The sequence below is a fragment of the Methylobacterium sp. WSM2598 genome, from assembly GCF_000379105.1.
Taxonomy (GTDB): domain Bacteria; phylum Pseudomonadota; class Alphaproteobacteria; order Rhizobiales; family Beijerinckiaceae; genus Methylobacterium.
Window position 1 is genome coordinate 3,842,288 of sequence record NZ_KB900609.1, and the last position, 15,703, is coordinate 3,857,990.

Consider the following 15,703-nt stretch of genomic DNA (forward strand, 5'->3'; position numbering starts at 1 on the left):
CATCCCCAAGCTGCGCAAGGGCTCGTACTTCCCGGCTTTCCTGGAGCCGCGCCGGATGGCCGAGAAGGCACTCACGGCGGTGATCCAGGAGGCCTACATCCAGGGCATCTCGACCCGCTCGGTGGATGACCTCGTCCAAGCCATGGGCGGCACGGGCGTGTCCAAGAGCCAGGTCAGCCGGCTCTGCCAGGAGATCGACGAGCGCGTGGGCGCGTTCCTCGACCGGCCGCTCGAGGGGGAGTGGCCCTATCTCTGGATCGATGCGACCTCCGTGAAGGTGCGCCAAGCCGGGCGCATCGTCTCCGTCGCCGTGATCGTGGCGGTGGGCGTGAACAGCGACGGCCGGCGGGAAGTGCTCGGCATGGACATTGGCCCCTCCGAGGCCGAGACGTTCTGGACCGGGTTCCTGCGCAAGCTGGCGCGCCGCGGCCTGCGCGGCGTGAAGCTGGTGATCTCGGACGCCCACACGGGCCTCAAGGCGTCGGTCGCCAAGGTGATGAACGCGACTTGGCAGCGGTGCCGCGTCCACTTCATGAGGACCGTGCTCGCCCACGCTGGCCGCAGCGGGCGGCGCGTCGTGTCGGCCTTCATCGCCACCGCCTTCGCCCAGGACGACGCCGAGGCCGCCCGTCAGCAATGGCGACGCGTGGCCGACCAACTCCGACCCAAGGTGCCCAAGCTCGCAGCCCTGATGGATGAGGCGGAACCCGACGTGCTGGCCTACATGGGCTTCCCGGCCGCCCACCGGGTCAAGCTTCACAGCACGAACCCGCTGGAGCGCCTCAACGGCGAGATCAAGCGGCGCACCGAGGTGGTCGGCATCTTCCCCAATGAGGCGGCCATNNNCCGCTTGGTCGGCGCGCTCCTGCTCGAACAGAACGACGAGTGGGCCGTCCAGCGCGCCCGCTACCTGACCCTGGAAAGCATCGCCCCGATCAGCGATGATCCTCTTGTCAGCCTGCCCACCCTGGCAGCCTGATCGTCCCGGCCCCGCCCGGTGACCGTGGTGGCCACGCCGCAGCTACACCACGCCTGGGGACACGACCTGGAGGAGGCGCTCGCGGCCTTACCTTTCCGGGTCACGCACCTGCTGACGGATCGCGGCTCCTGCTTCACCGCGGATGATTTCGAGGCAGCCTGCCGGCAGCACACGATCGCGCATCGCACCACGCGGCCCTATACGCCGCGCACGAACGGGATGGTGGAGCGCTTCAACGGGCGTGTGCAGCGTGAAGTGCTGGGTATCACGCTCTACAGCCATCAGGATCTTGAAACAGTGCTGGCCGGCTTCAACCTGGCCTACAACGGTCGCCGTCAGCGTGTCCTGAAGGGGCGCTCACCGGACAGGGTCCTGCGCGAGCGGCTGAAGGCGAAGCCGGAGTTGGCCAAGCCCGTCACTAGGCCGCCTGATCCGGACGCACTCCCCGCAGCGCTCAAGGTTGTTGCCGGCGCCAAGGAGGTCTCGCATCCAGACACCGTCTGGATGGCGGAGGATGGCGCGACCATGACCGAGATCGCCACCTACCTGGGCCATAGCGACGATGCGATCACGCAACGGGTCTACGCGAAGCTATCGCCGAATCACCTGCAGCGCGCCTCTCGGGCGCTGGAGGTCGGCCGACTGCGGGTTCAGCAGCCCACAATGGGTTCACACGAACCTGAAAGCGGATCCTAATCGGATCCGCTTGCCAAGCGTAAATGCTTCTGCTGAAATGGGAAAGCTGGTGCCGCAAGAGGGATTCGAACCCCCGACCCTCTCATTACGAAGATGTTGTTTCGCACTAAATCTCGAACATCATCAATGGAGCGGTTGCCAAACCGAGAGAGCGCAATCGGGGCTTTCACGCCGCGCGCACTGATGGTTTGGCAACCGCCGAGCGGACCACGCGTGAACACTGCCGGCATGGAAAAGCCCGCTGCAGCGGACACGGCGGGCCGGGCGGGCTACTGGACATCGTCGTCGGGCGGGTCGAGGCCGCGGCCCTGGTGGACCGCTAAGAGGTGGCTCGGTTTGTCTGAACAGCGACGTGGGCTTGGATAAGTGGATATCCTGCCGGGTTCAGGCGGCCGCGGGATGCGGCCGCCTGTCGAAGTAGGCTTGGTCGGGGGTGCGCCGGTCAAGGCTCGAATGGGGCCTTCGTCCGTTGTAGAAGACGAGGTACCGACCGATCGAAGCGCGCGCCGTGCTGACGGTGTCGTAAGCCCGCAAGTAGATCTCCTCGTACTTGACCGACCGCCACAGCCGTTCGACGAAGACGTTGTCGCGCCACGCGCCTCTGCCGTCCATGCTGATGGCGATCCCCGCCTCCCGCAACACGCGGGTGAAGGCGTGGCTGGTGAACTGCGAGCCCTGGTCCGTATTGAAGATCTCTGGCCTGCCGTGCCGGGCGAGCGCTTCCTCCAAAGCTTCGACGCAGACGTCGGCCTCCATGGTGATCGACAGCCGCCAGGACAGGACCCGGCGGCTGTACCAATCAATCACGGCCGCCAAGTAGACGAACCCACGCGCCATCGGAACGTAGGTGATGTCCATGGCCCAGATTTGATTGGGTCGGTCGATCGTCAACCCGCGCAAGAGATACGGGTAGACCTTGTGCCCCGGCGCAGGCTTCGAGGTGCTCGGCTTGCGGTAGAGTGCGTCGATGCTCAGGCGCTTCATCAGCGTCGCGACATGACAGCGGCCGATCGCGATGCCCTCTTTGTTCAGAAGGTCGCGCAGCATCCGGCTTCCCGCGAAGGGAAGTTCGAGATGCAACTCGTCCATCCGCCGCATCACGCCGAGATCGGCAGCCGGGACTGGGCGCGACAGGTAGTAGACGCTGCCCCGGCTGATCCCGAGCGCCTTGGCCTGTTTGGCGATCGGGAGATCATGCCCGCGATCGATCATCGCTTTGCGCTCAGCAGACCGGCTTTGCCGAGCGCGCCGGACAAAAAATCGTTGGTCAGCGTCAACTCGCCGATCTTGGCGTGCAGCGTCTTCACGTCGATGGCCGGTGTGCTCTCCGACCGGGACGCGGCTCCGAACACCCCGGCAGCCCCTTCGAGAAGCTGGGCCTTCCAAGCCGTGATCTGGTTGGGGTGGACATCGAACTGCTGGGCCAGTTCGGCCAGCGTCTTCTCACCCCGCAGGGCGGCCAGAGCCACCTTGGCCTTGAAGGCCGGGGCGTGGTTCCGGCGCTGTCGCTTGCTCATCGTCGCTCCTGATCCGCGGCCATCCTGGCCGCCGTCAGGCAGAAACTCCACTCAGCCCCGCTGTGCAGATCCTCCGAGCCACCTCTCTACCCTCATCTCCCTGAACCGGAGCGCCGAGTGGCGAGGAGCCGGGGCGTGGCGGTGTGGGAGTTCGGGCGGTGAGAGCGACGTTACCGGCGCCGGTAACGAAGACGGAGATTGGCGTAGGCAATTCGATGTGTGTGCCTACGCACCCTCTAGCGCCGCCGTCGGTGAAAGGGTAAGGCGCGGGTTGTAGGACACACACACACCACCTTCGCACCCTGAGAGCGCCGGAACCGTTTGCAATTCGTAAGGGTTCGGAGGTAGCCTCAGGGTGTGGGCGAGGGACCACTCGGATGGAACGCGAACTGCTCCGACTGATTGGCCGTGAGCGCGCTGAAGAGAAACAGCGCGCGCGCGACATTGATGCCGCTCGACTTGCTTCCGGCGAGGTGAGCGCCGCCGAGCTTCAGGCCGAGAATCACTTTTTTGGCGCACTTGACCTGCCTAGTTTTCGGATCACAGCAATCGGTGATCAGGAAATCCACCAAGCAACCTAAAATTCTAGTTGGGGTCAACTTCTGACCATCTGCCGGCTGAGATCGTCCTGCGTCTACTGTCAATAGTAGAACAGGACGATGCTATTGTTATTGGCGGCCAAGCTATAAGTATATGGGCCGAGCATTATAGGCCACATATACCGGATCTATTTTCGCGCGGGCCGCTGACCAGCAAAGATCTGGATTTTTTTCGCAACGAGGCTGCCGTTAAGCGGCTTGTAAGTGAGCTCAATGCAAAGGCTCGAAAAGCGACAATAGACGATTTTACCCCAAGCGCAGCCAGCGTGGTGGCTGTACTTATGGACAGGTCAATCGTTATCGACTTTATGAATCAGGTTGCAGGTGTAGATCGGCAGCAACTGGTTAAAAGGCGCGTTCGGCTGACCGGTCGAGATTGGGCAACTGATCGTCAAATTACGATACCAGTTATGCATCCTATGGATTGCGTCTGGTCACGATTTGGTAATATCAATAATATTCCAAGACTGGACGAACATTCATCCGTTCAGGCGCGGGCCTCTCTCCTTATCTTGTCGAGATTTATTATGGACGCCATAGAACTTGGCAAATTACAGCATGCTCAAGACCTATTGATGGAGCTATGTCATCTGATCAGAAATCTACACCAAGGCAAACACACCCATATGGACCCGAGAGTAAAACAGTACCCGGAGGACGTAATAAAAGTCTTCAAGGATTACGAAATATTTGATGCGAGATGGAGGGAAAAAACACTCCACACAGAATTATCACGCGTAGTAAATTCAATGAATAAATTAGAAAAACATCTAATAACAAGGAGAGAGGCGATGGAAGCGCGAAAAGCAGCCGTTGCGGCCGCCGGCAGCGTTTAGATAGCAACCGTCAATGCGTCCACGTATAGCAACATAACCTGAGAGCTCGTACGTGGCTGATACCCCCACCATCGGCGAGCTGTACAAGCTCAAGCACGTCACTGACGAGCAGCTCGACGCGGCCGTCCGTGAGTACCTGGACGATCCCACGCCCGGCATGCGCCTGATCGCGAAGGGCGTGGCGCTCGACCTCGCCGCGGTGGTCCTGGCGAACCCATACGCGCGTGAGGTGCTGGCCCGGGCCGAGGCGGCCAAGGCGCAGAAGCAGATGGCCGTTCGGACGGCCATCCTGCTGGCGCGCCCAGCATGAGCCTTGACACCCAACGAGAGAGTCCGCACATTGCGGACATGACTGAGGGCGATGCCCCGGCCGGATTGAGGGATGAACCCCGATGGCCAACTCTTCCGCCCCCGCCTCTCTTGATATCGCCGAGCAGGTCGCTCGCATCCTCCGCTCCCAGGAGGAGACCCAGAAGTTCGCCGCCGAGCAGCGCAAGCTGATCGCCGAGGCTTCGAAGCTGGAGCGCGATCGCATGCTCGCTCCCTGGCAAATCGTGATGTCCAGCATGGCGGCGGGCGCGGCGCTGTTCGGCGCCGGTGCCGCCTTCATCAAGCTGATCGGTCCGTGACGCCCGACCGTTTCCGCGAGTGTCTCGGCCTCCTGCGTTGGTCTCAGCGCGGGCTGGCCGAGACCCTGGAGTGCGACGACCGCCTCGTCCGGCGCTGGGCGAGCGGCGAGGCAGAGATCCCGGCGAGCGTTGCGGCGTGGCTGGAAACGCTGGGCCAGGCGCACGCTGAGGCCCCACCACCGAAGGCGTGGCGGCGCCGGGCGCAGGCCGCGGTCGATAGCCACTGATCACCCGCCGCACCCGCGACCCGACCTCTGGACCTCTTGGAAGCGCAAGCCGGGGCGGTACCGCGGCGCGGTGTTTTGGATGTTCAGTTAGCACTGAGGCATGCAATGAGTGCAGAAAACCCCGTTTTTGCAAGGATATTATCTCAGTTTGATCATCTCTATAAAAAAGTTCAGGAGCTATATGGTCCCAAGTCTGATTTGGATGGGTACCAATTTTCCAGAGTGATACTTGAGAATAATGGACCGCATATAAGATTTTTTGATCGGGATCCGAATGAAGTAGCGATCGCACTAAATTACCGTGTTTTGAACGACGAACCCCAGGGGCTTTGTCAGCTTGCCCATGAGATTGTGCATCTGCTGTATGTTAGACGGGATAAGAAGGCGAATATGCTTGAGGAGGGTGCTGCAGTCAATTTTAGTATTTACGGTCCTATCTATCAGTCAGGCGACTATCGAGACAAAATATTTTCATACCTAGTCACCGAACCTTGTGCGAAAAATTATGCAGATGCCCTCGATCTTTATCGAAAATTACCAAGTATCGACGATAAAGCAATCATCAAAATACGCGCTATCCATCCGGATATGTCCGATGTCAAACCGGGCGACATTCAGAGAATTCTCCCCGGTGTTGACGATGGTCTTGCAGCGCAATTGTGCGAGAAACGACAGATGCGACAGATTTCAGCGGCGAGCGATAGAACCTAATGATATGCCGCAACCCCCGCCGCGCCTACGATGAGCAGGGCCGCGGGATCCCGCCCCCGACCCTCGCGGAGCTGCGCGCCGAGGACGACCGCACGGCCTTGGTCCACTGCAACGCGACCGACTGCGGCCACGAGGCGACGATCAGCACCGACCGCTTCCCGCCCGGCCTCCCCTTCCCCGACATCGCCCTGCACCTGCGCTGCTCGGCCTGCGGGTCCAAGCAGGTCGGCGCCATGCGGGACGTGGTCGGGATCTACGCGCGGCTCCGGAAGCGCACGGGTTGGGGGTGGGTTCGGCCGGGACGCTGCCGGCGAGCCATCGCGTCGCTGGGACCGACGATACGCGGGTGGATGAGGGCTGAAATGAAAATGCGATTATGTACCTTGCAAACCCGCATCCGGGACGCGCAACTATGGCGCGAGCCATTTTGCACAACCGAATGGTGATGGCTTAGCTTGCGGAGCGGGCCGTTCCGGCTAACCTGCAGCTGCTAGAAAGCCTGCGGGAGAGGACAAAGTGCCGGCGATCAGGCTTGAGAATAGTCGGGGCGTAACCCTCAGAGACGTTCGAATCAGCGGCTTTGATGTAGGAATATCGGCACATAACTCGGAATTTACCGCTAATCGACTCGCCTTCGATAACGTTGTCCGACCATTTGATATATCCGGAGATGGATACGCACGTGTTGAAGGCACTCGCATTACCAACGACCCGAAGCTGGGAACCGAAGTAACGCGGAAGACAACCGTCGGGTGGACCCGCAATGGGCCGCCACTCCCCGCTCAATGTCCTAACTGCAAAGCAGTATTTCCGTCCAGAAACTACGATATTGCAACGCCACGCTTCTTCTCTAGAGACAATGAAGAAAGCTGTCCCGAGTGCAAGAAATACGGCGCAAAGGTCGCAGACGGCTTATTTGATTTGACCTCAGATGCCGTAAAGATCTTAGAAGCGCCAGATATTACTTATGCGATGGTCGCGGCACTTGCGCGTATTGCAGAAGATGTTTCTGCCAACAGAATAACGCCACAGCAGGCCGTGGAAAAACTTGCTTATGTCGACCCACGGATCGGTTCGATTGCCAAGAAAGTGGTCGGATTCGGTGGCAGCGCAATCGAATTTTTAACCTTCGCTATTGGATTGGCGGCGCTCATCTATACACATATTGGAACCACGGCCACGCTGGAGGCCCGCGATCTGGCCCGCGAGCAAACCTAGCTTTCCAGAGAACAGACCGATATTGCGAGGGAAGGTCTCAGGCTTCAGAAAGAGAGCCCCAATACAGATGAGACACTCAAATTTATTCTTGTAGAGGTTTCCAATATTAAATTTATATTACGAGAAAGCACGAAGGATAAAAACGATGCACGCGCACAGCAGCCAAGCACTCGACCAGCCGAGAGTAAATCCCCATCGGAAACGGGATCGATAAATCTCAAGTCGAAGCGCGCTCAAAAAACGCGGCACGTTCGTAAGAGAGAAGAGATTGCGCGCCGCCGCGCCTTTAATCCCCGCCACCCTCGCCCCCGTGCTTTGGATTAACGCCGCTCGACACCCCATCAGACTTCCTATGTGGTGCATGAAACGCCTTCGATTCGCCTCACCACCTGCTTGAAGTACTCCGGGTCGTGGTCCGTCCCGAGTTCGCGGGCGGCTTGCTTGAACTTCTCAAGCTGCGCAGTGTCAGTGGCCTTGGGTAGGACCTGTAGGCCAACGGATCGGAGCTGTCCTGCTCCTGCTTGAGGCGATCGCCGAACCCCCACCGACGTAATGCTTGAGGGGCTGCGCCTGGGAGACGAAAAAGCCCGCCTCGGGATGCCGGGCGGGCTCGTCAGGGGCGAAGGCGTGGCAGGCTACTTTGGGTCCTCGTACTCGTATCCGCGGTCCGTGAGCGGGCGGAGCGCGTCGGCGAAGTCCCCGAGGTCGGGCCGCACCAGCACGAGGTAGGACACCATGACGAACATGATCAGCCACACCGTGCCGAGCTGCAGCTTGTCGCGGGGCGGCACGTCGGGGCCGAAGAGGTCGGGCACAGTTACGGCGATGGCAACCGCGATGATCCCGAGCACGACCCAGAAGTCGTAGATTGGGTTGTTGACGAGGTGGGCGGGCTGACCCGAGAGCCGCCACAGCAGGGCGGTGGCGCAGTTGATGTTGATGCCCGCGCAGAACAGGAAAATCATGACCGCGTAGAGGTAAGGGCCGCTTGGCCATCCCTCGGTCAACATTGCCTTCCTGAACGGCCGCCAGTAGGCAAACATGCCCCAGCCCGATAGGATCAGGAAGATGGCCCTCAGCCCCTCGCCCCTTGGCCTGATTGGCGTGATGCGAACCACAACCACGTAGAGTGCCACGATCACGAATATCACGATCAGGGCCCGGTATCGGAAAAACTGCATTACTTGCCGACCTTCCTACCCCTGCCCGCGACTTCGACGGCCCGTGCCAGATGGCGCATCATCAGCGTATCGGCCCCGGCGATCTGCTCGGCCTGAACCTCAATGTCGTGGATCTGGCGCACGGTCTCGGCACGCTCCGCTCGCAGAGCCGCGCTGACCAAGGCCTGCTGGGCTTCCCGCTCGGCCGTCCGGCCGGTAATGTAGTTCCACATGGCGGAGAACGCTCCCAAGGTTAGCGCCCCCTGCCTTCCAACGCCGAGACGGCCCGTTCGATCAGGCCCTTGTTTCTTTCAGCCGCCGCCTGAATGTCGCGGATTACATCGCCATTGGCCTCGATCATCCGCTCGACGCGCTGGTCCCGGTCGGTCTGTGAGGCCAGCGCGCTCCGGGCGTTGCCGTCGATCGTTTGCACGGTCACGGTGAGGAAGTTCAGGCTTTGCGCCACGCCCCCCAGGGTGTCCTTGATCCCCGAGAGCACACGGTTCGTCTCGGCCGCCGTGACCAGTGTCTCGCGGGCCTCCTTCAGCCGGGCCTCAGCGTCGCTGTCGCGCTTACGCTGGAGATACCCGATCGCGAGGAGGAGGATCACCAGCAGGGCGCCGGTGACGCCCTGCTCAAGGATCTTCGACAGTGCGCTATCCAGCACAGATGGGTCTCCCACAGGCATCGGCCATGCCCGCTCGGCTCAACGCTTCACCACCACGCCGGACAGAGCGTCGAGCGCCGGCTCCACGACAGCCGCTGCCGTGCCCCCCTCCTCCAGCTTCAGCATCCGGAACAGCTTATGGGCGACCTCGACGGGGCCGCCGGCCTTGTCCATGACCCACTTGCTCACCGTCGAGGCGTCCGCCCGAACCACGCCGCGCTGCAGGGCGCTCGCGACGATGGCGGAGCCGACCGGGACCGAGACCGTGGCGTCCTTCGTCGCGCCGCGGGTCGCGTTGACCCCATAGTCGAACCACTTCTGCAGCGTCCGCTCGACCAGCGCCTCGGTGATGAACATGCGGGCGATCGGGAACAGCTTCGCGACCACGCCCATGATGAGCGCGGTCAGGAACGGCACCAGGATGCTGGTCAGCATCTGCGCCGCGGCCACGATGTAATCGCCCCAGGGAATGATCACGGCGGTGGTGCCGGCGGTCGCGACCTCGGCGGCGAAGGCTGAGCCCGCCAGGGCGAGCAGCATCAGCACGGCAACGCCGGCGATCGGCAAGCGCTGCACGAGCGCCACACCCGCGCCCACGGCCAGCGCGACGCCGGCCAGGAGCACGAGACCGAAGCCGAGGCCATGAGCGGGGTTGCCGCCCCGCAGCGGGCAGTCGGCGCAGGTCTCGGGTGGAACGGCGGCCGCGAGGGCGGGAGCGGCGAGGCAGGCGAGCGCGAGCGCCGCGAGCGGGAGCATGCGGGTCATGGAATTCTCTCGATGTGGTGCGCGGCGGGCACGGCCGGCGCGGGTGAACTGTCCGGAATTTCCGGATGGTTGGGTTAGGCGGCCTTGCCGAACCAGCTCTTGAGCCACGCGACCAGCGCGCCGGTCTTCGCCGGGCCCGCGACCGGCGGTGGGTAGGCGGCCTCGGCGGCGCGGGCCGCGGCCTCGACCACCGGCTTGATGTCCGGCGCGCCGGTGTTGACCGGCACGGGCGGGATCGGCGCGCCGGACGTGACCTGCGCGGCGACGGCCGGCGGGGCGGTGGCGACGATGACCGACCCAGGCGGTCCGGGATTGTGGCCGGCCGCGACGAGCGCCGCCTTGAAGGCGCTGTGGTAGGTCGCGATCAGCGGCCCGTTGCCGTCCGGGTTCACCATCGCGCGCGCGGCGATCGGGTTCTCCCGGCCGGATCCGGGCGGACCGAAGAAGTCGGACAGCTTCTTCCCCGTGTACCAGCCGTCCGTGAGGCCGACGAACAGCATGGCCGCCGCGGTCGGCTCGGTGAGCATCATCTCGGGCGTGGCCACGAGGTCGTCGCCCGGCCTGATGTAGCCGAGCGCCCGCAGGCGCGTGGTGCAGCGGCGGGCGTTGTCCTTGCCGGTGGCCTGGACCAGCCCCATGCCGCGGTAGGTCCAGCCGTCGTCGGGCCCGGTGTTGCCCAGGCGCCCGCCGTAGACCTTGTTCGCCAGGGCGCGCGGGTTGCGCACGTAGGGCTCGGCGCTGGCGAGCGTCGGGAAGCGGCTCGGCCACACAGCGCGGATGCGCGCCGCCGAGGAGTAGTTCAGGTTCTCCGCGGTCGGCTGCATCTTGCGGCCGGTCTCGTGGAAGGCCGTCGCGAAGCAGTAGGCGAGCGCCGAGGTCAGCATCTCGGCCGGCGCGAGGTCCAGCACGACGCCGATCCCCTCGGCCTGCGAAGGCGTGAGCGAGCCGCCGAAGGGCGCCTTGCGGACGGCCGCGAAGAACGCCTGCCGGTCGAGGCTTGCGGGCATGGGAAAATCCTCGGGATTGGGGGATCAGGGCTCGGCCGACAGCAGCCACTTGTCGCCGATGGCGTAAGTGTCCGCGCCGGACGACGAGTTGATCTGGAAGCGGCTGCTATACTGGTCGAAGGCGATGACCGAGACGCCCGACACGTTCGATCGGCCGCCGGCCGCGACCAGCGTCGGGGTCGGGATCGCGCGCATCGGCACGCGGTGGGTGACGTGCACCTCCATCGACTGCGAGGCCGCGAACGAGGTCCAGCGCGCGGTGAGCGAGTGGAACTGGAGGAAGCGGTCGCAGCGCTGCTGCTCGTCGCCTCGGCGCTCGAAGGCGGTCACGACCGTGCCCGGCTCCAGTTGCACGAGCGAGAGCGTGCCGGTCCCGAACTCGACGGTCGTGTTGATGCCCGCCGACAGGGTGGCGGTGATCGGACCAGCGGCGTAGGCACCCGGGGTGCCCTGGTGGACCCGGCCCTGGGCGGTGCCGCTCCAGGACAGCCGGTAGGAGCCGCCAGCGTGCACCATGTCGGCCGTGATGATCTGGAGGAGCGTGCCGGCGGTGATCGTCAGCGTGACGTCGCCGTTGGCCGCGGTCGAGAACGTGTAGGTCGCGCCGCCGGTCCCCGCCTTCCAGCGGTCGTGGCCGTAGGCGCCGGCCGCCAGGGTCACGGTGCCGGTCACCGCGCGCTGGTTGATCGTGAAGGCGCCGTTGGTGACCCGGTTGCGGAAGCTCGCCCCGCCATCGAGGGGGGCGGCTCCGACCGTCCCGTCCGACCGCGAGTAGTACAGGACACGGTCGGCTCGGTTGACCACCACCTGTCCGGGCCGCAGCGAGGACGGGGCGGCCCCGGAGGTGGCCGACGTGCCGAGGTCCGCGCCCTGGCCGAGGGCCAGCGAGGGGGCGAGCAGGGAGAGCGCGAGCGCGAGCGCCGCGAGGATGCGGGTCATGGGGTGTCCGTTAGGCGACGAGGCGGGTCAGGCCGGCGGCGTCGAGGGTGAGGGGCGAGTAGGCCAGCCGCCCCGTGACCCCGTTCAGCTGCTGCGAGCCGCCAGCGTGCGCGATTTCCAGGTTGGCCGCGCCGCCGGGCAGCGTGAACGCCGCCGTGACCGCGTCGCCGCCGAGGTAGTTGCGGCCGCCGCCGCTCTTGACGCCGATCATCCCGGCGCCGCCGTAGGAGAATGCGAGGCGGACGGCCGAGAACGGCGCGACGCCGAACAGCTGGCACTCGTGCCCCTTGCCGTCGTCCGCCGTGATGTAGGTGCCGAGCGTCGAGTGGAACCGCTTCTGCACGGTGATCGGGTTCGGTCCGGTGATCCTGAGCAAGGTCTGGATCTCGCCCGCCGTCCCGTCGAGCGTGCCCTCCCAGATGATCGTCCCGCTCCCGGCCGTGAACCACGCGCCGATCGGCAGCGTCAGGCTGTCGGCGTCGCGCAGGCCCGCCGCCGCGCCGGTCGGGATGTAGGAGGTCGGCTGCGGCAGCATCGTGAGCATCGGCGCATCGAGGTAGATGCCCGTGCCCGCCGAAAGGCCGGTGCCCGAGGCGTTGCGCTCGAACATCACCCCGATGCCGTTCGACCCGCTGGTGTTGTAGGCGTAGTGCCCGCACAGCCAGTATCCGGCGGGTCCGGGCAGGCAGAACGGTACGAGGTCCGTGCCGGACTTGCTGAGCACGGTGCCGGTCAGGAGGTCAAAGGTGCAGTAGCGGTAGGGCGCGCCGGACCCGGTCAGGAAGCCCGTCACGGTGAGCACGCGCCCGTCGTAGGGGGCCGCGTACACCGAGATGCAGTAGCCCCCGCTCGTCGGCATCGAGAGCCAGTTCTGCTGCAGGGATCCCGGGCTGCCCGTCGTGTCGAGGATCAGCGCGGCGGCGCGCTGGCCGAACACGTTGCTGCGGGCGTTGAGGACCGGGTTGACGCCGTTGCGCCCCCAGGCCGCGGTCGAGAGATCGCCCGACTGCAGGAACTGGTTGAACACCGCCTGCTCGGACAGGTAGCCGAGGGGCGCGCCCGTGCGGGGATGGTTGACGAAGCGGAGGGTGTTGCTCGTCGCCTGCCGCAGGATGCCGGTCGGCCCGGGCGAGTACCCGTTCGTCGCGCGCCCCATCGTGAGCCCGGCGGCGTCGAGCGGCGTGCGCGCGAGCGCCCCTGACGCGGCGGCGATGCTGGCCCGGCGGCGGCGGAAGTCGAGGTCCAGGGTCGCGCCAGCGGGCGAGGCGAACCCGAGCCTCGGGAGAGCAAGTGCCATGGTGTCCTCGGGTTAGCCGAAGGTGCCGGCCGGGGCCGGGTTGCAGACGACGCGGCGCGATGACTGCGGCAGCCAGTTGTGGTGCGATGACCCGTTGTAGAGGTTGAGGTGCCGCGCGCTGTCGCGGACGCAGCCGCGCGCGCCCAGGATCGGGCCGTCGTCGTAGCTCGCCGAGGGATCGCGGTTGCAGGCGTAGTTGAGCCGGATCCAGGGCACCGTGAACGCCGCGGCGAAGTCGATTTGGATGGTCGGGCGGTAGTTGTTGTCCGTGGAGGCCTGGGCGACCGACACGGACGAGATCGTGACCGCGGTCGCGTCCGGCGCGTAGGCGTTGAAGCCGAGCGTCGAGCCCATGCCGGTCAGCGAGATCGTGGTCCCCGACACGTCGAGCACGAGCGGCTCGACCGGGACGTGGCAGGGCAGCAGGATGCGGTTGAGCGCGCCGCCGGCCCCGGGGGTGACGTAGGCGTCGAGGATCTCAAGCGGGCGCCACCCGGCGCCGTAGATCTCCGCCAGCACCGCGCGGGCGAACATCTGGCCCATGTAGTTCGCGCCGGTGCCGGTCTTGTGGACTTTGTCGGCCGACTGCGGGAACTGATAGATCGGCCCGACGAGCCGCACGTAGGGGTGCCACGCCGCGGCCTGCAGCTGCTCCTCCTGCACGCGCACGCCGCTCTGCGGGTAGCTGTAGCTCTCGACCTCGTTGGTCTGGGACAGGAACAGCATCACCGGCTCGCGCTGCCCGGTGACGCGCTGCGTGTCGGCCTGGAGGTCGCGTTGCAGCTGCCAGAGCATTGCGCGGTAGCGGTCGCGCCCGGGGCCCAGGCCCTCGGCCTCGCCCTGCACCCAGAGGATGCCCGGGACCACCACCTCGTCGTAGCCCTGCGACAGGGCCCAGCGGACCAGCCCCTCCAGGGTGGCGAGGTAGCGCAGCCACGTCGGCGAGCCCCGCTTGAGCGCCGAGTAGTTCCGGCCGCCCAGCGCCGTGATGAAGACGCCGATCTGGCAGTCCGTGCCCGGCAGGATGGCGTCGATGTCGCGCAGCAGGTGATTGGCGAACCCGGACGCCATGCTCTCGTAGGGGCGGTTCGGGCTCTGCTGCTCGACCAGCGGCACCATGGCGGTGGCGGCGTAGTCCGGGTGGAGCGCCGTGTCGGGCATCAGCGCCCGGTGCGGGTAGGGCAGCGAGATCGCGTTCCAGAGCGTCGGGCCGGAGGTGGAGGCCTCCGCGAGCGACTGCCCCATGATCGGGTAGATCGTGAGCACGCGCCGGGCGTGCGGCAGCGCGACCACCTTGGTGATGTCCGCCGAGCCGTCCTGCTGCCCGAGGTAGGCGTATTGCAGTGCCGGCGGCCGGATATGGTCGAGCACGATCTCGCGCAGCAGCCCGGCCGCGTGATCGTCGTCCCGCTCCGCGGTGTCCACCTGCAGGGCGGCGGCGGTGTCCGCGATGTCGGCGTCGACCGCGTCGAACGCCTGGGCGGTGCTCTCCGTGAGCAGGTCCGCGGCCTTCTTCACGACCGCGTCCGCGGCCGCCCGGTCCGAGATCTCCGTGTCGATCCGGCCGCCCAGCGCGGCGTCGGCCGACGTGCGGGCCGAGGTCTCGATGTCGATGCGCGCGCCGAGCGCGACATCCGCGGTCGAGCGGGTCGAGGCCTCGGTCGTGATCTTCGCGTCGAGCGTGGCGTCGCCGGCCGCGCGGGCCGCCACCTCGGTCGTGATGCGCCCGTCGAGGGTGCTGTCCGAGGCCGCCCGGGTCGTGGTCTCGGCCGTCAGGTCCGTGCGCAGACCCGTGAGCAGGCTGTCGTGGGTGCTGTCCTTCGCGGTCGCCCTGGCGACCTCCGCGTCCAGGTCGACACGGATCCCGGCGATCGAGCCCGCCCCGCTCTCCAGCACGTCGAGGCGCGCGTCCAGGCCCGCGTCCGCGGCCGAGCGCTCGTTGCGCTCCTGCGTGAGGGCGTCGTCCCAGACTGCCTGACCGGTCTCGCCGATCGCCTGCCCGGGGCTCCAGTCGGCCGCCGAGTTCGTGTTGGCCTGCTTCACGTACAGGCGCCAGGGCAGCGGGCTGGTCGCGAGATAGATGAAGCCGGCCGGCTGGTTGTTGTAGCCGTCGCGCTCGGCCAGCGTGCCGGACGCATTCCAGTGTAGCAGCCCGGTGCCCTCCCAGAGGGACACGAGCGCCTGCATCTTCTGGCTGATCGTGATCGCCGACCGCCAGTATTCGCCGAGCGAGAGGATGCCCCACGCCACCTCGCCCGACAGGCTCGGCCCGCGCCACGGCTGCGCCAGCGTCAGGTGCGTGGTGCTTTCCCGGCTGGCGATCAGGCCAACGGCGCCGCCCGCCACGAACAGGTCGTTCTGGGCCGCCACGAACGACGTCAGCGTGCCGGTCACGACGAGGGACCCGGCCGCGACCGCGACCGAGTTAGCAGGTTCAGCCATGTGGGGGTCTCAAC

Annotated in this window: 18 protein-coding genes and 1 pseudogene; 9 read left to right on the forward strand and 10 right to left on the reverse strand. The window is 65.5% G+C overall.

The features are described from left to right. Together MET2598_RS36845 and MET2598_RS43790 are read left to right on the forward strand one after the other, a co-directional pair. The coding region (locus tag MET2598_RS36845) for an IS256-like element ISMtsp13 family transposase (protein ID WP_036270435.1) at window positions 1–979 on the forward strand (979 nt) is incomplete at its 5' end. A 66-nt stretch (window positions 980–1,045) separates the two neighbouring features. Beyond that, a pseudogene (locus MET2598_RS43790) lies at window positions 1,046–1,474 on the forward strand (integrase core domain-containing protein); the annotation flags it as partial. 585 nt (window positions 1,475–2,059) lie between these two features. On the opposite strand, the gene MET2598_RS0118380 reads toward MET2598_RS43790, so the two are convergent. Together MET2598_RS0118380 and MET2598_RS41300 are read right to left on the reverse strand one after the other, a co-directional pair. Continuing rightward, window positions 2,060–3,192 (reverse strand): IS3 family transposase gene (locus MET2598_RS0118380; protein ID WP_236728644.1). Its coding sequence is split into 2 segments (ribosomal slippage): window positions 2,060–2,928 and window positions 2,928–3,192, totalling 1,134 coding nucleotides; the frame shifts between segments, so codons are not numbered across the junction. A 350-nt stretch (window positions 3,193–3,542) separates the two neighbouring features. Continuing rightward, on the reverse strand, window positions 3,543–3,761 hold the full coding sequence (locus MET2598_RS41300) for a hypothetical protein (protein ID WP_157182199.1): 219 nt from the start codon (window positions 3,759–3,761) through the stop codon (window positions 3,543–3,545). Window positions 3,762–3,781: 20 nt separating this feature from the next. Here MET2598_RS41300 and MET2598_RS41305 point away from each other — a divergent pair, with 20 nt between their 5' ends. The 7 genes from MET2598_RS41305 to MET2598_RS41315 all read left to right on the forward strand — a co-directional run bounded on the left by MET2598_RS41305 (window position 3,782) and on the right by MET2598_RS41315 (window position 7,412). Then, window positions 3,782–4,627, forward strand: a complete 846-nt coding sequence (locus MET2598_RS41305; protein WP_157182200.1) for a hypothetical protein — start codon at window positions 3,782–3,784, stop codon at window positions 4,625–4,627. 52 nt (window positions 4,628–4,679) lie between these two features. Continuing rightward, a complete protein-coding gene (locus MET2598_RS0118395; protein WP_018261866.1) occupies window positions 4,680–4,937 on the forward strand; it encodes a hypothetical protein in 258 nt (85 codons plus the stop codon). Between the two features lie 82 nt (window positions 4,938–5,019). Next, window positions 5,020–5,256: a hypothetical protein gene (locus MET2598_RS0118400; RefSeq protein WP_018261867.1), complete on the forward strand. Its 237-nt coding sequence runs from the start codon at window positions 5,020–5,022 to the stop codon at window positions 5,254–5,256. Then, window positions 5,253–5,483 (forward strand): hypothetical protein, encoded by a 231-nt coding sequence (locus MET2598_RS0118405; RefSeq protein WP_018261868.1) that lies wholly within the window; start codon window positions 5,253–5,255, stop codon window positions 5,481–5,483. The genes MET2598_RS0118400 and MET2598_RS0118405 overlap by 4 nt, the downstream gene beginning before the upstream one ends. A 105-nt stretch (window positions 5,484–5,588) precedes the next feature. Continuing rightward, window positions 5,589–6,194, forward strand: coding sequence for a hypothetical protein (locus MET2598_RS41310; protein WP_157182201.1), 606 nt, complete (start codon window positions 5,589–5,591; stop codon window positions 6,192–6,194). Beyond that, window positions 6,194–6,640, forward strand: coding sequence for a hypothetical protein (locus tag MET2598_RS36855; protein WP_236728753.1), 447 nt, complete (start codon window positions 6,194–6,196; stop codon window positions 6,638–6,640). Before MET2598_RS41310 ends, MET2598_RS36855 begins: the two co-directional genes overlap by 1 nt. Window positions 6,641–6,710: 70 nt before the next feature. Beyond that, the gene (locus MET2598_RS41315) at window positions 6,711–7,412 is read left to right on the forward strand and encodes a hypothetical protein (RefSeq protein ID WP_157182202.1); all 702 of its coding nucleotides are present in this window, start codon (window positions 6,711–6,713) and stop codon (window positions 7,410–7,412) included. A 635-nt stretch (window positions 7,413–8,047) separates the two neighbouring features. On the opposite strand, the gene MET2598_RS0118415 is transcribed toward MET2598_RS41315, so the two are convergent. The 8 genes from MET2598_RS0118415 to MET2598_RS0118450 all read right to left on the reverse strand — a co-directional run bounded on the left by MET2598_RS0118415 (window position 8,048) and on the right by MET2598_RS0118450 (window position 15,689). Continuing rightward, on the reverse strand, window positions 8,048–8,593 hold the full coding sequence (locus tag MET2598_RS0118415) for a hypothetical protein (RefSeq protein WP_018261869.1): 546 nt from the start codon (window positions 8,591–8,593) through the stop codon (window positions 8,048–8,050). Next, a complete protein-coding gene (locus MET2598_RS0118420; RefSeq protein ID WP_018261870.1) occupies window positions 8,593–8,805 on the reverse strand; it encodes a hypothetical protein in 213 nt (70 codons plus the stop codon). Before MET2598_RS0118420 ends, MET2598_RS0118415 begins: the two co-directional genes overlap by 1 nt. A 20-nt stretch (window positions 8,806–8,825) precedes the next feature. Continuing rightward, window positions 8,826–9,239 (reverse strand): hypothetical protein, encoded by a 414-nt coding sequence (locus tag MET2598_RS0118425; RefSeq protein ID WP_018261871.1) that lies wholly within the window; start codon window positions 9,237–9,239, stop codon window positions 8,826–8,828. 39 nt (window positions 9,240–9,278) lie between these two features. Beyond that, entirely contained in the window at window positions 9,279–10,004 is a 726-nt protein-coding gene (locus MET2598_RS38170; protein ID WP_018261872.1) for a hypothetical protein, read from the reverse strand. A 74-nt stretch (window positions 10,005–10,078) separates the two neighbouring features. Further along, window positions 10,079–11,011, reverse strand: coding sequence for a hypothetical protein (locus tag MET2598_RS0118435; protein WP_018261873.1), 933 nt, complete (start codon window positions 11,009–11,011; stop codon window positions 10,079–10,081). A gap of 24 nt (window positions 11,012–11,035) precedes the next feature. Next, entirely contained in the window at window positions 11,036–11,950 is a 915-nt protein-coding gene (locus tag MET2598_RS36865) for a hypothetical protein (RefSeq protein ID WP_018261874.1), read from the reverse strand. A 10-nt stretch (window positions 11,951–11,960) separates the two neighbouring features. After that, the gene (locus MET2598_RS0118445; RefSeq protein ID WP_018261875.1) at window positions 11,961–13,247 is read right to left on the reverse strand and encodes a phage head spike fiber domain-containing protein; all 1,287 of its coding nucleotides are present in this window, start codon (window positions 13,245–13,247) and stop codon (window positions 11,961–11,963) included. A 12-nt stretch (window positions 13,248–13,259) separates the two neighbouring features. Then, window positions 13,260–15,689 carry a sialate O-acetylesterase gene (locus MET2598_RS0118450; RefSeq protein WP_018261876.1) on the reverse strand — a complete coding sequence of 810 codons (2,430 nt, stop codon included), beginning with the start codon at window positions 15,687–15,689 and terminating at the stop codon, window positions 13,260–13,262. Window positions 15,690–15,703: the final 14 nt, after the last annotated feature.

Coding starts and splice junctions, on each gene's coding strand:
- MET2598_RS0118400 (WP_018261867.1), top strand. CDS start 5,020: ATGGCCAACTCTTCCGCCCCCGCCTCTCTTGATATCGCCGAGCAGGTC.
- MET2598_RS41310 (WP_157182201.1), top strand. CDS start 5,589: ATGAGTGCAGAAAACCCCGTTTTTGCAAGGATATTATCTCAGTTTGAT.
- MET2598_RS36855 (WP_236728753.1), top strand. CDS start 6,194: ATGATATGCCGCAACCCCCGCCGCGCCTACGATGAGCAGGGCCGCGGG.
- MET2598_RS0118415 (WP_018261869.1), bottom strand. CDS start 8,593: ATGCAGTTTTTCCGATACCGGGCCCTGATCGTGATATTCGTGATCGTG.
- MET2598_RS0118420 (WP_018261870.1), bottom strand. CDS start 8,805: ATGTGGAACTACATTACCGGCCGGACGGCCGAGCGGGAAGCCCAGCAG.
- MET2598_RS38170 (WP_018261872.1), bottom strand. CDS start 10,004: ATGACCCGCATGCTCCCGCTCGCGGCGCTCGCGCTCGCCTGCCTCGCC.
- MET2598_RS0118435 (WP_018261873.1), bottom strand. CDS start 11,011: ATGCCCGCAAGCCTCGACCGGCAGGCGTTCTTCGCGGCCGTCCGCAAG.
- MET2598_RS36865 (WP_018261874.1), bottom strand. CDS start 11,950: ATGACCCGCATCCTCGCGGCGCTCGCGCTCGCGCTCTCCCTGCTCGCC.
- MET2598_RS0118445 (WP_018261875.1), bottom strand. CDS start 13,247: ATGGCACTTGCTCTCCCGAGGCTCGGGTTCGCCTCGCCCGCTGGCGCG.
- MET2598_RS0118450 (WP_018261876.1), bottom strand. CDS start 15,689: ATGGCTGAACCTGCTAACTCGGTCGCGGTCGCGGCCGGGTCCCTCGTC.